The organism is Rhodococcus ruber NBRC 15591 (assembly GCF_001894945.1).
GTDB lineage: Bacteria > Actinomycetota > Actinomycetes > Mycobacteriales > Mycobacteriaceae > Rhodococcus > Rhodococcus ruber.
The window spans coordinates 55,889-72,389 of record NZ_BCXE01000025.1; the positions used below are offsets into that span (position 1 = coordinate 55,889).

Below are 16,501 nucleotides of genomic sequence, written 5' to 3' on the forward strand. Positions count from 1 at the left end.
TCGTTCGCCCGGGACCCCGTGCCCCGTCGCCCCACAGTCGATACCCGACCGGCGGTCCCTGTCCAGCGGGGTCCCGGTACGGACTACTCCGGCCGGCCGTCGGTGATCAGCGGCCAGAGCCCCCGGGAACCGGCCTCGACGGCCGCCGCGGTGAGCCTGTCGTCCCAGAACCGGACGGAGCCGAATTCCCGGCGCCACGACAGCAGCCGGTTCGCGTGCCGGTGCAGCTCGTGCTCCATGGTGAAGCCGATCGCGCCGAGACTCTGGTGGGCGTTGCGCACCACCGCCGACGCGGCGTGCCCCGCACAGGACTTCGCGGCGGCGATCGCGAATCCCGCTTCGTCGCTGCCGAATCCGGAATCCTCGGCGATCGTCACGGCGGCCTGCGCGGCGGCGCGGGCGAGCGCCCCCTCGGCGGCGATGTCCGACACCAGGTGCTGCACCGCCTGGAACTTGGCGAGCGGACGGCCGAACTGGACGCGGGCGGTGGTGTGGCCGACCACCAGGTCGAGCACCCGCTCCATCGCGCCGCTCATCGCCAGCGCCCGGGCGAGCGCGCCCCGGCGCAGGAACTCCTCCGCGGTGCCGTCCGGCACCTCGGCACCGGAGAGCGCGGCGACGTCGACGCGGATGTGGTCGCGCGGCTCGGACGCGACGTCGACCGCCTCGGTGACCTCGACGTCGGCGCGGGCGACGTCGGCGACCCGCCACGTGCCGTCCGTCTCCCACAGCACGACGACGGCGTCGACGTCGCGGGCCCACGGCACGTGCCGGGCCGAGCCGTCGGCGGTCAGCACGGCGGCGGTGCGTGCCGCCGCCGGATCGGTCACCGCGCGCTCGCAGCCGGACAGCTGCAGCAGCCAGCCGGCGAGGAGGTCGTTCTCGGCAACCGGCACCGCCGCGGCACCGGCGCCCGCGGCGCCGAGCAGGTAGGCGGCTTCTGCCCAGCCCGCCTCACTGCCCCCGTCCGCCTCCGGACCGGTGAGCCGGGCGAGACCGAGTTCGGCCAGGGTCGACCACAGTTCGCGGTCGAGACGCAGCGGCCCGTCGAGGCGGTGATCGTCGCCGCGGCGCTCACCGAAGAGCTGTTCGAGCATCTGCGCGAGTTCGCGCATCTCGACGTCGTTGCCAGTAGTCGCGTTACTCATCAGCGCATCCCCAATCCCCGCGCGATGACCCCGCGCAGAATCTCACTCGTGCCGCCTCGGAGGGTGAATCCGGGACGCTGCATGACGCCGGCTCGGACCAGTTCGGCGAACCCCTCCCCGGCGGTGTCGCTCTCGTCGGCCAGTTCGTCGGCGAGGTCGGCGATGTCGCCCTCGGTCTGGGTGCCGAGCACCTTGACCACCGACGCGGCGACCTCCGCGTTCTCGTGCCGCTGCAGTGCCTCGGACACCCCGCGGGACATGTGGTGCAGGCCGAAGATCCGGCCGACGAACGCGCCGATGCGGGGGTCGGCCGGCAGACGGCCGGCGCCGGCCTCGTCCACCGCCCCGGCGAGCACCCCGAACGTGGACATGAAGCGTTCCGGGCCGCTGCGCTCGTAGCCGAGTTCGGAGGTGACCTGCGCCCAGCCGTCGCCGACGGTGCCGAGCACGAGGTCGTCGGGCACGAACACGTCGTCGAGGACGACCTCGTTGAAGTGGTGCTCACCGGACATCGACAGCACGGGCCGGATCTCCACGCCGGGCGAGTCCAGCAGGACGATGAACTGGCTCAGTCCGGCGTGCCGGTGCGCCGGGTCGAGCGGCGCGGAGCGGGCCAGCGCGAAGAAGGCGTCGGCGTGGTGGGCGCCGGAGGTCCACAGCTTGGTGCCGGTGATGCGCCAGCCGCCGTCGACCTCCACGGCCCTGGTCTTCACGCTCGCCAGGTCGGATCCGGACTCGGGTTCGCTCATGCCGATGGCCCAGCAGATCTCGCCGCGGGCGATGCCGGGCAGGAACCGCCGTTTCTGCTCCTCGGTGCCGTACTTGAGCAGCGACGGCGCCGCCTGCCGGTCCGCGACCCACTGGGCGGCGACCGGTGCGCCGACCGCGAGGAGTTCCTCGGTGACGACGAAACGCTCCATGAAGGTGCGGCCGTGCCCGCCGTACTCGGTGGGGATGGTCATGCCGACCCAGCCGCGGGCGGCGAGGGCCTTGGTGAAGTCGGTGTTCCAGCGGGCGAGCCAGGTGTCCACGCCGGGGGTGAACACGCCTGCGTCGATCTGCTCGCGCAGGAAGGCGCGCACCTCGGCTCGCAACGCGGCGAGGCTCGGGTCGGGGGCACCGGCGGACGGCACCAGTGATGTACGCATCGTCGTCTTCTTCCGTGAGGGGGTCAGGGTCGCGGTTGCAGCAGCAGCAGGGCCAGGTCGCCGTATCGGGCCGCGATGTCGGCGGGGGTGTCCGGACCGTCCGGGTCGTACCAGTTCGCGATCGAGGTCGTCATCGCCAGGATCGAGCGGCGGCAGTCCTCCGGGTACGGGGTGGTGAACGCTCCGGATTTCACGCCGTCCTCGATGATGCTGCCCAGCAACTCGTTTCCGGAACGTCGCCGCTGCTCGTAGACCGCCGCGTTCTCCGGTTCCAGGTTGCGGACCTCGGTGCCGATCATCAGGCTCTGCTCCTGGCAGGTGGTGCGGAACCGGACGAGGGCGATCACCAGGGCCCGCAGTCGCTCCACCGGGTCGTCCCCGACACGCGAGAGTTCCTCGTCGCACATCGCGTCGAAGGCGTTGACGCCGTCGATCAGGATGGCCAGCAGCAGGTCCTGCTTGTTCTTGTAGTGGTAGTACAGCGCGGACAGGCTGACGCCGGCCTCCTGGGCGATCGTCCGGATCGACGAGGCCCCGTATCCGTTGCGGACGAACTCGCGACGGGCCGCCTCGATGAACACCCGTTGCCGCTCCGAGGGGACGACGGTGTCTCCCTGTCGTGCATAGGTGCCCCGCCGGACGCTCATCGGTCACCTCCGGCGGTCACGGGGCGCAGCGCCCCCTTGACGAGCTTGCCGGTGGGCGTCCGGGGCAGCGCAGCGACGAAGTCGACGCTGCGCGGGCACTTGTACCCGGCGATGCGGTCGCGGCAGTAGGCGATCAACTCGGCGGCGAGCGCCTCGTCGCCGGCAACGCCCACCGCCGGCTGGACGACCGCCCGGACCGATTCGCCCATCTCGGCGTCGGGCACGCCGATCACCGCGACGTCGAACACCTTGGGGTGCAAGGCGAGTGCGTTCTCGATCTCCTGCGGGTAGATGTTGACCCCGCCGGAGATGATGGTGAACATGGCCCGGTCGGTGAGGAAGAGGTAGCCGTCCTCGTCGAGATATCCGATGTCCCCGGTCGTCGCCCAGGTGGGGTGGAGCGGGTGGCGCGACTCGGCCGTCTTCTCCGGATCGTTGTGGTACTCGAAGCTGTACCCGGGACGTTCGAAGTAGATCGACCCGATCTGCCCGGGCGGCAACTCCGTTCCGTCCTCGGCGCAGATGCGGGCACGGCTGGGGTGGCCGTGACCGGTGCGGCCCACGGTGCCGGGTTTGCGGAGCCACTCCTGCGGCGAGACGAGGGTGCTGCCGACGGATTCGGTGGACGAGTAGTACTCGTAGATCCGCTCACCCCACCAGTCGATCATGGCGCGCTTGACCTCGACCGGGCACGGCGCGGCCGAGTGGATGGCCACCCGCATCGCGGACAGATCGTAGCGGCCGCGGGCCCGTTCGGACAGCTTCAGCAACCGGACGAAATGCGTGGGCACCCACTGACTGTGGGTGACGCGGTGGCGCTCGAGGTCGGCGAGGCAGGTCTCGGCGTCGAACCTGCCCGCGACGATCGCGGTGCCCCCGAGGGCCTGCGCCGCGGCCCCGAACCGCAGCGGCGCAGCGTGGTAGATCGGCGCCGGGGAGTAGTACACGCAACCGTCGTCGAAGCCGAAACTCTGCAGCAGGCCGACCGCGTTGGAGGCCGCCTGCTCACCGACCTGCACTCCGCTGAGCGCGGGCTTGATCCCCTTCGGCCGGCCGGTCGTGCCCGACGAGTAGAGCATGTCCGTGCCGCCGGGCTGGTCGGCCGGCGGGGTGGTGCTCATCGCGGCGATCTCGGCTTCGTATCCGAGGTGTCCGGGTATGTCGCCGCCGAATGCCAAGCGGTGCCGCACCTTCGGCGTGTCGTCGGTAACGGCGACGGCAAGGTCGGCGAGCGGCGCGGAGACCACGAGTGCGGTGGCGTCGCAGTCGTCGACGATGTAGGCGACCTCGGAGGGGGCGAGATGCGTGTTGACGAACGTCACGTACATTCCGGAACGTACTGCCGCCCAGTACAGTTCGAATGCGGTGGCGTCGTTGACCGACAGCACCGCGAGGTGGTCCCCGAGGCCGAGGCCGTGGGCGCGGAGCCAGTGTGCGAACTGCACCGAACGGTCCTCGAGCTCACGGTAGCTCACCACACGGCCGGTGGCGGCCTCGATCGCCGCCGGCTTGTCCGGGGTGACCGACGCGTAGCGTCCGGGATACATCCGAGCTCCTTCCACCTGCCCTGACGGGACGGTTACAGGCCGAGGTCCTTGGCAATGATCGTCTTCATGACTTCGCTGGTGCCGCCGTAGATCCGGCTGACGCGGGTGTCGGCGTAGAGCCGGGCGATCGGATACTCGGTGATGTAGCCGTACCCGCCGTGCAGCTGCAGGCACCTGTCGATCACGCGACCGGCGACCTCGGTGCAGAACAGCTTCGCCCGGGCGGCGTCGGCGACCGACAGCTCGCCCCGGTCGAGCAGCTCGAGGCAGTGGTCGGCGAAGACCCGTGCCGCCTGCACCTCGGCGGAACATTCCGCGAGAACGAACTTGGTGTTCTGGAAGGAGGCCACCGGCTTGCCGAACACCGTGCGGTCCCGGGTGTACGCGAGGGCATGCTCGATCGCGGCCGCGGCCTGGCCCACCTGGTTCAACGCGATGCTCAGACGTTCCTGGGGCAGGTTGTGGGCGAGATAGCCGAAGGCCTTGCCCTCCTCGCCGAGGAGATTCTCCACCGGCACCTTCACGTCCTGGTACGACAGCTCGGCGGTGTCCTGCTGGTGCAGACCGAGCTTGTCGAGCTTGCGGCCGACGGAGAACCCCTCGGCGTCGGTGGGGACGCAGAGGATCGACAGTCCGGCGCGACGGTCCTCCGGGTCGAACGGGGCGGTGCGGCACACGGTGAGGACCAGGTCGGCGGTGACGCCGCCGGTGATGAACGTCTTCGCGCCGTTGACGACGTAGTGCGAGCCGTCGGCGGACAGCGTGGCCGTGGTGGCGATGCTGGCCAGGTCGGAGCCGGTGCCGGGCTCGGTCATCGCGACGGCGGTCATCATCCGCCCGGACGCGAAGTCCGGCAACCAGCGCTTCCGCTGCTCGTCGGTACCGTATTCGAGCAGGTACGGCAGGATCAGGCAGGAGTGCACGGTATAGGAGCCGAAGGACACCCCGGCCCGCGCCACTTCCTCGAACACGATGGCGTTGTACTTGAAGCTCGCCTCGCCGCCACCGCCGAACTCCTCGGGCACCTGGATGCCGAGGATGCCGAGTTCACCGAGGCGGTGGAAGAACTCGCGCGGGGGCCGGCCCAGCTCGTCCCACTCCTCGCGATGCGGCAGCACCTCTCGCGCGATGAAATCGCGCACCATGGACCGGAATTCGTCGTGCTCCCGGCTGAAGATCGTCCGCTCCACGGCCGTATTCCCTTCGTTGCGTGCGGCGACCCGCGAGGGCGCGGCGGTCAGTTCCCGGTGAAGTTCCCGCCGCGGCGTTCGAGGAACGCCGAGAGGGCCTCGCCGTGGTCGGCGGTGTGGTGCGAGAGGGCCTGGAACGCCGCCGAGAGCTCGAGGATGCTGTCGAGATCCTGGCGCTGCCCCTCGCGCATCAGCTTCTTGGTCATGCGCAGTGCGTGCGGCGGGTTCGAGGCGACGCGGGCGGCGAGCTCACCGGCCGCGGCGAGCAGCTGATCGGGTTCGACGACCCGGGAGACCATGCCCCACTCGAGCGCGGTGGCGGCGTCGACGCGGTCGCCGGTGAAGGCCATCTCCGCGGCCCGCGCCGCACCGATGGCGCGGGGCAGCAGCCAGGCGCCGCCGTCGCCGGGGATGATGCCGAGCTTGACGAAGCTCTCGGCGAAGAACGCGGTGTTCGAGGCGATCCGCATGTCGCACATCATGGCCAGGTCGCAGCCGGCGCCGACCGCGGGACCGTTGACGGCGGCGATGATCGGCACCTCGCAGTGGTAGATCGCCTTGGGCAGCCGTTGGATTCCGCGACGGTAGCCCTCCCGCAGCTGATGCGGGGCGCCCCCGAACATCCCCGTACGGTCGGCCATGTCCTTGACGTTGCCGCCGGCCGAGAACGCGCTCCCGGCGCCGGTGAGGATCACCACGCGGGTCTCGTAGTCCGCGTTCGCCTCGTCCACGAGCTGCACCAGCCGCTCGACGACGTCGTCGCCGGAGATCGGATTGCGCGCCTCGGGCAGGTTGATCGTCCACGTCGTGACGTGGCCTTCGCGGCTGGAGAGTACGACGTCCTCGGGTGCGCTCATGCGGAGGTCCTTTCGGCCGACGGAACGGCAGGCAGCAGATTAGGTCGAACGATCGTTCAAATTACTGTGCCGAGGACCCGTTGTAAAGAGGGGGACGCCGCGACGGCCGGGCCGGCCGCGCTCACGCGAAGTCGAACGCCCGCGCTCACGCGAAGTCGAACGCCCGCGCTCACGCGAAGTCGAACGCCCGCGCTCACGCGAAGTCGAACAGGGGTGGGAGCACGCACACCACCAGCGCCGCCCAGATCCCGAAGACCGGCAGGTAGCGGGTCTGCCAGCGTTCGACGGAGCCGAACCCGCGGCGGCCACGGACGAACCCGAACAGGAGCCGAGCCGACCAGGTGAGACCGACCAGCAGAACCAGGTTCATCCCGAGTGCGGCCACCTTGTTCGGAGTGAAGCCGAACTCCGCGATTCGCGTGAGCATGGCGGTCAGCATGAGCACGTCGACCACGAGCGCAAGGACGACGAGGACGAGTTGCAGGCGGTCGAACAGGTCGGGCGGCAGATGCGGCTCGCGGGCGGAGACCGCGTACAGCAACAGGCCCAGGACGACGACGAGGATGAGGTCCATCAGGATCAACAGATTCCGGTCGACGTCGACGACGCTTCCCGTCGTCGCGAGGGCCGCGAGCAACACCAGCAGCATGACGATCGTGACGGGGGTGAACACGCGGGTGAGGACGGGCGCGATGTTCTCCACCACGTTCTGCTTCGCCTCGACCAGCCAGGCGGCGACGACGACCGCGCCCGCCGCGCCGAACGGCAGCACCCACTCCTCGACGACCCACTCGGCATCCGTGCCGAGCGCATCGAACGCGCCGATCGTCAGACCCACCAGCACACCCCCGCCGAGGGCGAGAAGGGTGAGATAGACGACCCATTCGCCGGTGAACCGGATGAAGTCCATCCGGCGCCGGTCGGACCGCCACTCGCCACCGACGTAGGCGAGACCGACGACGAACCACAACACGATCGGGGTGTGGATCGCGACGATCACCTCGGTCGAACCGCTCGGGACGAAGGGGTATCCGTTAGTCACGGCCGCCGCCAGCGCGAACGGCACCAGCAGCGCCACGGCGCCGCGGGGCGACATCCGGCGCTTCCACGCGAAGTAGGCGGCGAGGAACGGGAGCACGAGCAGGCCGAGGTTGCGCGCGACGACGCCCTCGTCCAGGGTCGCCAGTCCCGCCTTCAGTGCGACGGCGCCGCCGACGGCGAGCGCGAGAACGACGAGCAACTCACGTCTGGGCCGGGGACCGCTGCCGTCCGCGGCGACGGACGTCAGGACGAGTTGCTTCCAGAGCCGATCGGAATGCTCGCGCGCGAACTCCCGGGAGATGTCGTCCACGCTGCCCATGCGCTTGACCGCGACCAGGAAAGCCTCGTCGGCCGCCAGACCCGCGGCGGACAGATCCGAGATCTGGTCCCGCAGATGATCTTCCATCTCGTCGGCGTCGGCGGTGGAGATCACGCGACGCCGTTCGACGTAACCTCGCCATCGGCCGATCTGCGTCTCCAACGCGGCGTCCATCACGACCACCCGGGGGCCGCGGGCATCTCCGCGCAGCGCCAGACCTGGTCGAGCGCGTCCGCGACGACGTCCCACTGGCTGCGCCGTTCGGCGAGCGCGCTCCGTCCCGCGTCGGTGATCGCGTAGTGCTTGCGTCGTCGTCCGGTGTCGGAACTCCCCCACGATGCCGACACGTATCCGGACCGTTCCAGCCGGTGCAGCAGGGGGTAGAGCATTCCGTCGGTCCACTGGATCCGTCCGCCGGACAGGTCCTTGACGCGTTTGAGGATGGCGTAGCCGTAGGAATCGCCCTCGGCGAGGATTCCGAGCACGAGCGGGGTCGCCGACGCGGCCACGAGGTCCTTCTCGATGTACATAGGTCTCCTACGCCTAGGTCTGCTAGGCATGAACCTAGCAGACCTAGGCATAGGTCGGCCGGTCTTCGGCTGCGGACTGCGCGTCCGAAACGCCCGTCGCACGCTCTGCACAGCGCGGGGAGGGCGCCGGGGTCCGGCGCCCTCCCCGCGGTGGGCCTGCGTTGCTCCGTACTGCCGTGTACCACCCGGTCGGCAGGCGGCTCCGGTGACGCGGTCAGCCCTTCTTCGGCTCCGCCTCCACCTCGTCGTCGTCGGCGAAGACCAACCGGCCGTCGTCCAGCGCGACGGCCCAACGGCGCACCGGCGCCCAGTCCCGTCCGAGTTGCTCGCCGGCCTGGGCAGCCTCGCTGGCATAGTCCTCGACCACTACACCGGGTGCACGGCCCTTCTCGTCGCCGCGGCGCACCACCACCCGCGAGCCGACGGTGAGCCCGCCGCGACCTGCGTCTCCCGAGTTGTCACTCATAACAAATGATCATGACAGCTAATGCGCCCGCGGACATCCCAACGGCGGTTCGGCGCCCTCCGTGTCGGCTTCGGCACGTCCTCACGGCCCGACTCACTCGACGATCGGGAAGAGGGAGTCGCCGTCCTCGGGACTGCCGTCGATCTGCCCTCGATCGACGCGCGAGTCCTCGACGATGACACCCTCGACCACCTCGGCGTGCTTCCCACCGCCGCCCGCGACGGCGGCGTCCCCGTCGACCACCTCGTCGACGACATCCTCGGTCAGTTCGTCGTCGGGCATGGCCGCGACCGGCCGTTCGAGCGGCTCCGCGGGTGCCACGTCGGGCTCCTCCTCCGCGAGGCGCTGGTCCAGCGACTCGCCCTCCTGTTCCTCCCGCTGCGTGGTGCCGAATCGGTCGGCACCGCTCCAGCCCTCCGGCGGGTCCACGACCTCGTCACCGTCGTCGTTGCGGACTTCGTCGGAGTCGAGGCCCTCGCTGGGGCTGAGGGTGTCGCCGGGGCCGTCTTCGATACTCATGACTGTGACGTACCCGAGCCGGCGAACGCGGAAACGCGCAGGTTTACCGGGGTCGGAGGCCGGATATGCCGGGGAGACGACCACAGCGAGGGAGTCTTCCCATGGACGAGAACGACCTCTTCCAGCACATCGAGGAACTGGTGGACGAGGAGAAGGCGCTGCGTTCGAAGTCGAGCGGCGACGGCATGAGCGATCAGGACCGGCAGCGCCTGCGCGCCGTCGAGGAACGCCTCGACCAGTGCTGGGACCTGCTCCGGCAACGCCGCGCGAAAGCCGAGTTCGGCAACGACCCGGACGAGGCGGAGGCGCGGCCGGTCGGGGAGGTCGAGTCCTACCGCCAGTGAGGACCTCGTGACCGGGACCGCGAGGGGGACGGCGTGAGGTTCGAAAGCGTGCGGCTCAGAGCATCGAAAACTCTTGCTGCAGTGGCCCTCTCGCTCGGACTGGTCACCTCGTGCGGCGACACCCCGCCGGGTCCGGCGCCGACCACCGGCGTGCCCGCGTCGTCACCGGCACCGGTGACGGCGACGACGGCCGAGAGCACCCCCGTGCCGAACACCTCGTCGACCACAGCGACCGGGGACACCGCTCCACCGACCGACGCGTCCTTTCCCGGCGAGAACCTGACCCCGGAGGAGGCCGGGGAACTTCAGCGTGCGGTCGACGAGGGCAGCCGGCCGTGGCGGCTGGATCCGTCCCTGGTCGCGCAGGCGTTCGTGGCGGACCGGTTCGGCTGGAGCGACACCGAGGCGCGCACGGCCGACCCGCACACCGTGGAGGTGACCGACCGGACGGACGGCAGCATCGTGGTGCTTCAGCTACGCCAGCCCGTCCGCGAGGGGGCCGACGGCATCTGGGTCGTCACGGGCGGTGTCCGGATCGACTGAGGAACCCGCGCCGGAATCATGCCTGCGCCGCGGTCCGCCGCACGAGGTCGACGATCGCGACGGGAGCATCCGACTGCGGCGCGTGCCCGGCCCACGGCAGCGGCACGAACCGCGCCCCGGGAATCAGTGGGACGTACCGCACCGTCTGCGCGGATGCGACGACGTCGAGCACGCCCTGCGCGAGGGTGACGGGGCACGAGATGCGGTCGAGACCCGTCGGCACGTCCGTCAGCACGGCATTCCACAGCATCGACCAGTAACCTTCCGATTCCGCGAAACCTCCCTTCACGGACAGGGATTCAGCCTTCGAGGTGCGCCACGGCAGGGCCCGCAGCCCGGCGGTGAGCGCAGTGCGCCCGACGGCGCTGTCCGACATCCGCTCGATCAACGGGCTGCGTGCCTTGTTGACGATCCGCGCGACGGCCATGAGCAGTCCCTGGAACGCCCGCTCCGGCGGCAATCCGAGACCGGACGGGGACAGCGCCACCACCGACCTGGCGCGCCCGCGCCGCGCCAGGTCCAACGCCAGACGGCCGCCGAGGGAGTTGCCCAGGACGTGTACCCGGTCCAGCCCGTGGGCGTCGAGGTCCGCCGCGACGGCAGCGCCGAGAGACTCGACGGTGGGACGGGTCGGCAGCATCGGTGACGATCCGTGGCCGGGAAGGTCCACGGCCAGGACGTCGAAGTGCTCGGCGAGGCGCGGAACGAGTTCGGCGAAGTCGTCGCGAGTAGCGCCGATCCCGTGCAGGAGAAGCAGCGGCTCGCCGGAACCGGCACGTCGACAGGCCAATCGAGGAGTGTGCATCGTGCCCATCCTGCCCGGACCGGGAGGGTGCGGCCACCCGGACGCCCGGGGACCCGGCCCCGTCACACCGGCTCGAGCAGCTCCGGACGGTTGTTGCGGGGGTTGTTGACCTCGGTGCTGACCTCGTACGGACGCAGGTGAGGTTCCGGTACCGAGGCGACCAGCGCGTCGACGTCGTCGCGGTCGGTGAGGGCCGGGTCGAGCCACACGTCGTGGAAGGACGACGGGAGCACCAGCGGACACCGCTCGTGGATCTGCCCGGCCGCATCGGTGGCCTCCGTCGTCAGCACGGTGACGGTCCACAGCCACTTGTCGGGATGGTCGTCGGGCAGGTCCGGATCGGGCCACAGCTCGTACAGTCCCGCCATCGCGAGCACGCCGTCGCCGTGCAGGAAGTACGGGATCTTGGTGCCGTCCTCGCGCTTCTGCCACTCGAAGTACCCGTCGGCCGGCAGGATGCACCGTCGCCGCGAGGCGGCGGCCTTGAACGACGGCTTCTCGGTGATCGTCTCGCAGCGGGCATTGATCATCCGGTTGCCGATCTTCGGATCCTTCGCCCACGACGGCACGAGCCCCCACCGGGCGGACCGGAGCTGCCGCACCGCCTCCGCGCCGGGCTCGCCCTTCGGGGCGCGCTCGAGCACCACCCGCACGGTCTGCGTCGGCGCGACGTTGTACGACGGGGGCAGCGGCTCGCCCACCGTCTCCACCACGTCGAACAGGGAGCGCAGTTCCTGATCGGTGACCGTGCTCGCATACCGACCGCACATGGACACCCACCTTCCGTCGTCGGGCCTCGACCGGTCGGTTCCCATGGTGCCGCACCGCACCGACACGCGTGTGACGCCGGTCATCGGCGGGGGCCGTCCGGCCGGGACGCCGGACCCGGCGCGCTAGCCTGGGTGCCGGGACCGGTCGCGCGAACCCGGCGACGACGTCGCGGGCCGCCGTGGTCTCCCCGGACGTGCGGGCTCCTCGGTCCGGCACGCAGTCTGTCCCCCATCGGATTGGAGTACACCGTGGTCGACCTCGCCTATGTCATCGCCGGGTCCGAAGCCACCGGCGGCGCAGGGCTGCAGGCGGATCTGAAGACGTTTCAGGAGCTGGGCGTCTACGGCGTCGGCACCACGACCTGCATCGTCTCCTTCGACCCCCGCAACAGTTGGTCGCACCGCTTCGTCCCGATCGCGCCCGAGGTCGTCGCGGACCAGATCGAGGCGGCCACCGCGGCCCACGACCTCGACGTCGTCAAGATCGGCATGCTCGGCACCCCCGCCACGATCGACGTGGTGGCCGAAGGTCTGCGTGGCCGGTCGTGGCGGCACGTCGTTCTGGACCCGGTGCTGATCTGCAAGGGTCAGGAACCCGGGGCGGCGCTCGACACCGACAACGCGCTGCGTGAGTCCGTGCTTCCCCTGGCCACGGTGGTCACCCCCAACCTGTTCGAGGCCCGCACCCTGGCGGGAATGGACCGCATCGACACCGTCGACGACCTCGTCGAGGCCGCTCGCCGCATCCATGCCCTGGGCCCGCGGTACGTCCTGGCCAAGGGCGGCGTCGAACTCGCCGGTGACGATGCCGTCGACGTGCTCTTCGACGGCGAGCAGGTCACCGTCCTCGCCGCGCCGAAGGTCGGCCGGGAACGGGTGTCGGGTGCCGGCTGCACTCTCGCCGCGGCCGTGACCGCCGAACTCGCCAAGGGCGCCGACGTGCCGGCCGCCGTCGCGCTCGCGAAGGACTTCGTCACCGCCGGTATCGAGGGCCGGGTCGGGGCGCACACCCCGTTCGACACGGTGTGGCAGGGCGCGTACGCGGCGTCGCGCTCCGCGTAGGGCCCCCTCTCCGTCGGCGGGCCGGATTCGCCTACCGGAGTGCAGATCCGGACGTCGACAACCGTCGGGACGGTTGTCGATGTCGGGAACCGGAGCGCGTAGCCCGGTATCGCGATGCGCGGGTGCGCCCGGCGCCTATCGTGGACGGGCATCCGTCCGCTCGCCGAGAGGATCTTCGATGACCACGACCCGGTCCGCGCTCGTCACCGGCGGCACCGGCGGTCTCGGTGCCGCCGTCACGACGCATCTGCTCGAGGCGGGCTGGCGGGTCGTGGTCCCCTGGGTGGCTCGTACCGAACTCGGGCGGCTCGGGGACCATCCGAGTCTGCATCTCGTGGAGGCGGACGTGTCGGACGACGCGCAGCTGCGGCAGGCCGTCGCGCTCGCGGCCGCCGACGACTCCGCGCCGCTGTTCGGCGTGGTGAATCTGGTGGGCGGGTTCACCTCGGGCTCCCGGGTACACGAGACGCCCGTCGAGGTCCTCGACGCCCAGCTGGATCTGAACCTGCGTACCGCCTACGCCGTGACCCGCGCGGCGCTGCCGCACCTGCTCGCGGGCGGCGGCGGGTCGGTGGTCTGCATGTCCACCGCGGCGACGAAACGGCCGTTCGCCGGGGGTGCCGCGTACGTCGCGTCGAAGGCTGCCGTGACCGCACTGGCCGAGACCCTGGCCGTCGAGTACGCCGGCGACGGTGTCCGGGTCAACGCGCTGCTGCCCGTCGTCATCGACACACCCGCGAACCGGGCGGCGATGCCCGACGCGGACCGGCGCTCGTGGTCGCGGCCGGCCGAGGTCGCGCGGGTGATCCGGTTCCTGCTCTCCGACGACGGCGCCGCCGTCACCGGGGCTTCGATCCCCGTCACCCACGTGGGCTGACGCGCCGGACACACCACGCCCCGCCCGGGCCGGCTGGAACCGAGCGAACGGACCATGCCGCCGGCGTGCGGAGCTGGGCGATGGGTCCGCACGCTCCGCGGCCCGGCGCCTCCGTGTCAGGCGGGTAGCTCGAGCCCCTGTTCGGCGGCGCGGCGCGCCACCTCCTCGGGGAAGACGTTGCGCAGCAGGTACAGGTCCCGGCCGATGACCCAGCCGGGGGCGAGGGCGGTGGCGTAGCGCTCGAAGTAGCCGAGCTGCTTGCCGAACAGCACCAGTTCCTCCGGGCTGGCGATCCCCCACTGCTTGCCGAGCCGGATCAGCGCGACGATGAGGTCGCTGAGCCGCAGCTGTCCCAGGTCGCGCCCGAGGATCGGAGCGAGCGCCTGCGCCACCTGGCGGCCGATCTCGGCGTCGTCGGCGTCGAGCCCGCTGGTGTAGCCGAGTGCGCGGATGCCGCGCGCCACACGGGCGAAGTCCCCGTCGATGGCGGTCGCGCGGAACAGATCGCGCAGGATGGCGCGCCAGTGCTCGGGCAGCTCACCGACGATGCCGAAGTCCAGGAAGGCGAGACGGCCGTCGTCGAGCAGCCACAGGTTGCCGGCGTGCACGTCGCCGTGGAACGGTCCGTGCAGGACGACCGATTCGATCCATACCTTCACCCCGCGGCGGATGAGCAGACTGGTGTCGATCGCCGAGTCGGCGGGCACCCGGTCCATGGGCACACCGCGGAGCCGTTCCATGCAGATCACGCGCGGGCCGCAGTAGTCCCAGTACACCTGCGGCGTGGTGACGGTCGTGTTGTCCCCGAACGCGCCGATGCACTCCCGGAATCGGCTCTGCCGGTCCGCTTCGACCGCGCTGTTGAGTTCGGTCATCGTGGACGAGTGCAGGTCGCGGATGATGGCGGTGGCGTTGGCGATGCGGAAGAACTCGAACGCCTGCAGCAGACGCGCGCCGACGTAGGCCGCCCGCAGGTCGACGAGCATGCGGTGGGCGATGCCGGGCCGCTGCACCTTCACGACCGCTTCCCGGCCGTCGTGCAAGACGCACGCATGCACCTGGCCGACGGACGCGGCGGCCAGCGGGACATCGTCGAACCGGGCGAACAGTTCGCCGACGGGATGGCCGAGATCCTCCTCGATCACGGCGCGGGCCCGGTCCGCGGGCACGGGTGCGACGTCGTCGAGGCAGCGCAGGCACGCGTCGGCCAGCGGCCTGGGGAACACCCCGGACGACGACGCCATGAGCTGGCCGAGCTTGACGAATGTGGGACCGAGGATCTCGAACGCATCGACGGTGCCCTCGGCAGCGGCATCGGCGGGGCCGCGGCCGTCGGGCCGCAGCGGCCAGGCGAGCAGTTTCAGCAGGACGCTGACGAGGAGCACCACACCGATGACGACCGTGCGACCGGCCTCGCGCAGGCCGAAACGCTCGAGCGGGGGCATGTCGACATGCAGCGCCGACGCGGGCGGTCCCCCGGCGTACGGGCCTGTCGGTCGGGGCGCGATGTCGGGCACGGGTCACCTTCGTCCTTCTGCCTGCCGGCGGGGCTGTCGGCCGGGGCAGTTACTGGACGGTACCCGGAGTGCACAGATAGTTCGAGACCCTGTTTCCTGTCGGCCCCCGGGACTACGCTCACGCTCGTAACTGCACTTCGGCAGCGACGGGCAGGCGGGGGTACGACATGACTGAGCAGGTTCTCGACTCGCAGGACGACTTTCTGACGCTGGCCGGTCCGTACCGGCGGGAGCTGCTGGCGCACTGTTACCGGATGAGCGGCTCGATCCACGACGCGGAGGACCTCGTGCAGGAGACGTACCTGCGCGCCTGGCGCGGCTACGCGAACTTCGGTGGCCGCTCGTCGCTGCGGACGTGGCTGCACCGCATCGCGACCAACGTGTGCCTGACCGCGCTCGAGGGCAGGTCGCGCCGGCCGCTGCCGACGGGGCTAGGGGCGCCGAGCTCGGATCCGGCCGACGACCTCGTCGAGCGCGGGGAGGTGCCGTGGCTCGAGCCGATTCCCGGCGGGTCCTTCGGCGACGACGGCCGGCCGGACGATCCGACGGACCCGGCGGCGATCGTGACCTCGCGGGAGTCCATCCGCCTGGCGTTCGTCGCGGCGCTGCAGCATCTGTCGGCGCGGCAACGGGCAGTGCTGCTGCTGCGGGACGTCCTGCAGTGGCGGGCGACCGAGGTGGCCGCCGCGCTGGACACCTCGACGGCCGCGGTGAACAGTCTGCTCCAGCGGGCCCGCGCGCAGCTGGAGCAGGCGCAGGTGACGAAGGACGATCTGGTCGAGCCGGAGAGTCCGGAGGCCCAGGCGCTGGTGCGGCGCTGGGTCGAGGGGTTCGAGAAGTACGACATCGATTCGATCGTCGAGATGCTCACCCAGGAGGCGGTGTGGGAGATGCCGCCGTTCGAGGGCTGGTACCGCGGCGCCGAGGCGATCGGAAACCTCATCCGGACGCATTGCCCGGCGAGCGGTCCCGGCGACCAGGTTCTGCTGCCCACGGTGGCGAACGGGCAGCCCGCCCTCGGCCTCTACATGCGAGGCGAGGACGGGCAGCACCATCCGTTCCAGCTGCAGGTGCTCGACGTCGTGGGTGACCGGGTCGTGCATGTGACCGTGTTCTTCGACACCGATCTGTTCGCCCTGTTCGGACTACCCGAGCACCCCTGACGCCGGCC

General features: G+C 70.8%; 18 protein-coding genes. 5 read left to right on the forward strand and 13 right to left on the reverse strand.

All coding sequences use genetic code 11. The features are described from left to right. Positions 1 to 83: 83 nt before the first annotated feature. The 10 genes from RR3_RS17385 to RR3_RS17430 form a co-directional block, all read right to left on the reverse strand. Positions 84 to 1,148, reverse strand: a complete 1,065-nt coding sequence (locus RR3_RS17385; protein ID WP_064065886.1) for an acyl-CoA dehydrogenase family protein — start codon at positions 1,146 to 1,148, stop codon at positions 84 to 86. Then, on the reverse strand, positions 1,148 to 2,296 hold the full coding sequence (locus RR3_RS17390) for an acyl-CoA dehydrogenase family protein (RefSeq protein ID WP_026138049.1): 1,149 nt from the start codon (positions 2,294 to 2,296) through the stop codon (positions 1,148 to 1,150). Before RR3_RS17390 ends, RR3_RS17385 begins: the two co-directional genes overlap by 1 nt. Before the next feature lie 23 nt (positions 2,297 to 2,319). After that, positions 2,320 to 2,943: a TetR/AcrR family transcriptional regulator gene (locus RR3_RS17395; RefSeq protein WP_010593584.1), complete on the reverse strand. Its 624-nt coding sequence runs from the start codon at positions 2,941 to 2,943 to the stop codon at positions 2,320 to 2,322. Then, on the reverse strand, positions 2,940 to 4,490 hold the full coding sequence (locus RR3_RS17400) for an acyl-CoA synthetase (protein WP_064065885.1): 1,551 nt from the start codon (positions 4,488 to 4,490) through the stop codon (positions 2,940 to 2,942). Before RR3_RS17400 ends, RR3_RS17395 begins: the two co-directional genes overlap by 4 nt. Before the next feature lie 32 nt (positions 4,491 to 4,522). Further along, positions 4,523 to 5,680, reverse strand: a complete 1,158-nt coding sequence (locus tag RR3_RS17405) for an acyl-CoA dehydrogenase family protein (protein ID WP_017681960.1) — start codon at positions 5,678 to 5,680, stop codon at positions 4,523 to 4,525. Between the two features lie 47 nt (positions 5,681 to 5,727). Further along, positions 5,728 to 6,537: a crotonase/enoyl-CoA hydratase family protein gene (locus tag RR3_RS17410; protein WP_010593587.1), complete on the reverse strand. Its 810-nt coding sequence runs from the start codon at positions 6,535 to 6,537 to the stop codon at positions 5,728 to 5,730. 193 nt (positions 6,538 to 6,730) lie between these two features. Further along, positions 6,731 to 8,071, reverse strand: coding sequence for a permease prefix domain 1-containing protein (locus RR3_RS17415; protein ID WP_040274952.1), 1,341 nt, complete (start codon positions 8,069 to 8,071; stop codon positions 6,731 to 6,733). Next, complete coding sequence (locus RR3_RS17420) at positions 8,071 to 8,427, reverse strand: PadR family transcriptional regulator (RefSeq protein WP_010593589.1); 357 nt, start codon at positions 8,425 to 8,427, stop codon at positions 8,071 to 8,073. Before RR3_RS17420 ends, RR3_RS17415 begins: the two co-directional genes overlap by 1 nt. 214 nt (positions 8,428 to 8,641) lie before the next feature. After that, a complete protein-coding gene (locus RR3_RS17425; protein ID WP_010593590.1) occupies positions 8,642 to 8,893 on the reverse strand; it encodes a hypothetical protein in 252 nt (83 codons plus the stop codon). A gap of 93 nt (positions 8,894 to 8,986) precedes the next feature. Next, positions 8,987 to 9,412, reverse strand: a complete 426-nt coding sequence (locus RR3_RS17430) for a hypothetical protein (protein WP_010593591.1) — start codon at positions 9,410 to 9,412, stop codon at positions 8,987 to 8,989. A gap of 101 nt (positions 9,413 to 9,513) precedes the next feature. Here RR3_RS17430 and RR3_RS17435 point away from each other — a divergent pair, with 101 nt between their 5' ends. Next, positions 9,514 to 9,756 (forward strand): DUF2630 family protein, encoded by a 243-nt coding sequence (locus RR3_RS17435; protein WP_010593592.1) that lies wholly within the window; start codon positions 9,514 to 9,516, stop codon positions 9,754 to 9,756. A gap of 81 nt (positions 9,757 to 9,837) precedes the next feature. Next, entirely contained in the window at positions 9,838 to 10,299 is a 462-nt protein-coding gene (locus tag RR3_RS17440; protein ID WP_064065884.1) for a hypothetical protein, read from the forward strand. Positions 10,300 to 10,315: 16 nt separating this feature from the next. Here RR3_RS17440 and RR3_RS17445 read toward each other — a convergent pair whose 3' ends face one another. Together RR3_RS17445 and RR3_RS17450 are read right to left on the reverse strand one after the other, a co-directional pair. After that, entirely contained in the window at positions 10,316 to 11,089 is a 774-nt protein-coding gene (locus tag RR3_RS17445) for an alpha/beta fold hydrolase (protein ID WP_059174325.1), read from the reverse strand. A 77-nt stretch (positions 11,090 to 11,166) separates the two neighbouring features. Beyond that, the gene (locus tag RR3_RS17450; RefSeq protein ID WP_064065883.1) at positions 11,167 to 11,874 is read right to left on the reverse strand and encodes an SOS response-associated peptidase; all 708 of its coding nucleotides are present in this window, start codon (positions 11,872 to 11,874) and stop codon (positions 11,167 to 11,169) included. A gap of 249 nt (positions 11,875 to 12,123) precedes the next feature. On the opposite strand from RR3_RS17450, the gene thiD reads away from it, so the two are divergent. Both thiD and RR3_RS17460 read left to right on the forward strand, forming a co-directional pair. Continuing rightward, on the forward strand, positions 12,124 to 12,936 hold the full coding sequence (gene thiD / locus RR3_RS17455; protein ID WP_040274859.1) for a bifunctional hydroxymethylpyrimidine kinase/phosphomethylpyrimidine kinase: 813 nt from the start codon (positions 12,124 to 12,126) through the stop codon (positions 12,934 to 12,936). 178 nt (positions 12,937 to 13,114) lie between these two features. Next, on the forward strand, positions 13,115 to 13,813 hold the full coding sequence (locus RR3_RS17460) for an SDR family NAD(P)-dependent oxidoreductase (RefSeq protein ID WP_017681964.1): 699 nt from the start codon (positions 13,115 to 13,117) through the stop codon (positions 13,811 to 13,813). A 116-nt stretch (positions 13,814 to 13,929) separates the two neighbouring features. Here the strand turns inward: RR3_RS17460 and RR3_RS17465 are convergent, their stop codons facing one another. Further along, positions 13,930 to 15,330 (reverse strand): ABC1 kinase family protein, encoded by a 1,401-nt coding sequence (locus RR3_RS17465; RefSeq protein ID WP_010593598.1) that lies wholly within the window; start codon positions 15,328 to 15,330, stop codon positions 13,930 to 13,932. A gap of 167 nt (positions 15,331 to 15,497) precedes the next feature. On the opposite strand from RR3_RS17465, the gene RR3_RS17470 reads away from it, so the two are divergent. Continuing rightward, complete coding sequence (locus tag RR3_RS17470) at positions 15,498 to 16,493, forward strand: sigma-70 family RNA polymerase sigma factor (protein ID WP_010593599.1); 996 nt, start codon at positions 15,498 to 15,500, stop codon at positions 16,491 to 16,493. Positions 16,494 to 16,501 lie beyond the last annotated feature (8 nt).

Coding starts and splice junctions, on each gene's coding strand:
- RR3_RS17435 (WP_010593592.1), top strand. CDS start 9,514: ATGGACGAGAACGACCTCTTCCAGCACATCGAGGAACTGGTGGACGAG.
- RR3_RS17415 (WP_040274952.1), bottom strand. CDS start 8,071: ATGGACGCCGCGTTGGAGACGCAGATCGGCCGATGGCGAGGTTACGTC.
- RR3_RS17430 (WP_010593591.1), bottom strand. CDS start 9,412: ATGAGTATCGAAGACGGCCCCGGCGACACCCTCAGCCCCAGCGAGGGC.
- RR3_RS17400 (WP_064065885.1), bottom strand. CDS start 4,490: ATGTATCCCGGACGCTACGCGTCGGTCACCCCGGACAAGCCGGCGGCG.
- RR3_RS17395 (WP_010593584.1), bottom strand. CDS start 2,943: ATGAGCGTCCGGCGGGGCACCTATGCACGACAGGGAGACACCGTCGTC.
- RR3_RS17470 (WP_010593599.1), top strand. CDS start 15,498: ATGACTGAGCAGGTTCTCGACTCGCAGGACGACTTTCTGACGCTGGCC.
- RR3_RS17450 (WP_064065883.1), bottom strand. CDS start 11,874: ATGTGCGGTCGGTATGCGAGCACGGTCACCGATCAGGAACTGCGCTCC.
- RR3_RS17385 (WP_064065886.1), bottom strand. CDS start 1,148: ATGAGTAACGCGACTACTGGCAACGACGTCGAGATGCGCGAACTCGCG.
- RR3_RS17410 (WP_010593587.1), bottom strand. CDS start 6,537: ATGAGCGCACCCGAGGACGTCGTACTCTCCAGCCGCGAAGGCCACGTC.
- RR3_RS17425 (WP_010593590.1), bottom strand. CDS start 8,893: ATGAGTGACAACTCGGGAGACGCAGGTCGCGGCGGGCTCACCGTCGGC.
- RR3_RS17390 (WP_026138049.1), bottom strand. CDS start 2,296: ATGCGTACATCACTGGTGCCGTCCGCCGGTGCCCCCGACCCGAGCCTC.
- RR3_RS17420 (WP_010593589.1), bottom strand. CDS start 8,427: ATGTACATCGAGAAGGACCTCGTGGCCGCGTCGGCGACCCCGCTCGTG.
- RR3_RS17460 (WP_017681964.1), top strand. CDS start 13,115: ATGACCACGACCCGGTCCGCGCTCGTCACCGGCGGCACCGGCGGTCTC.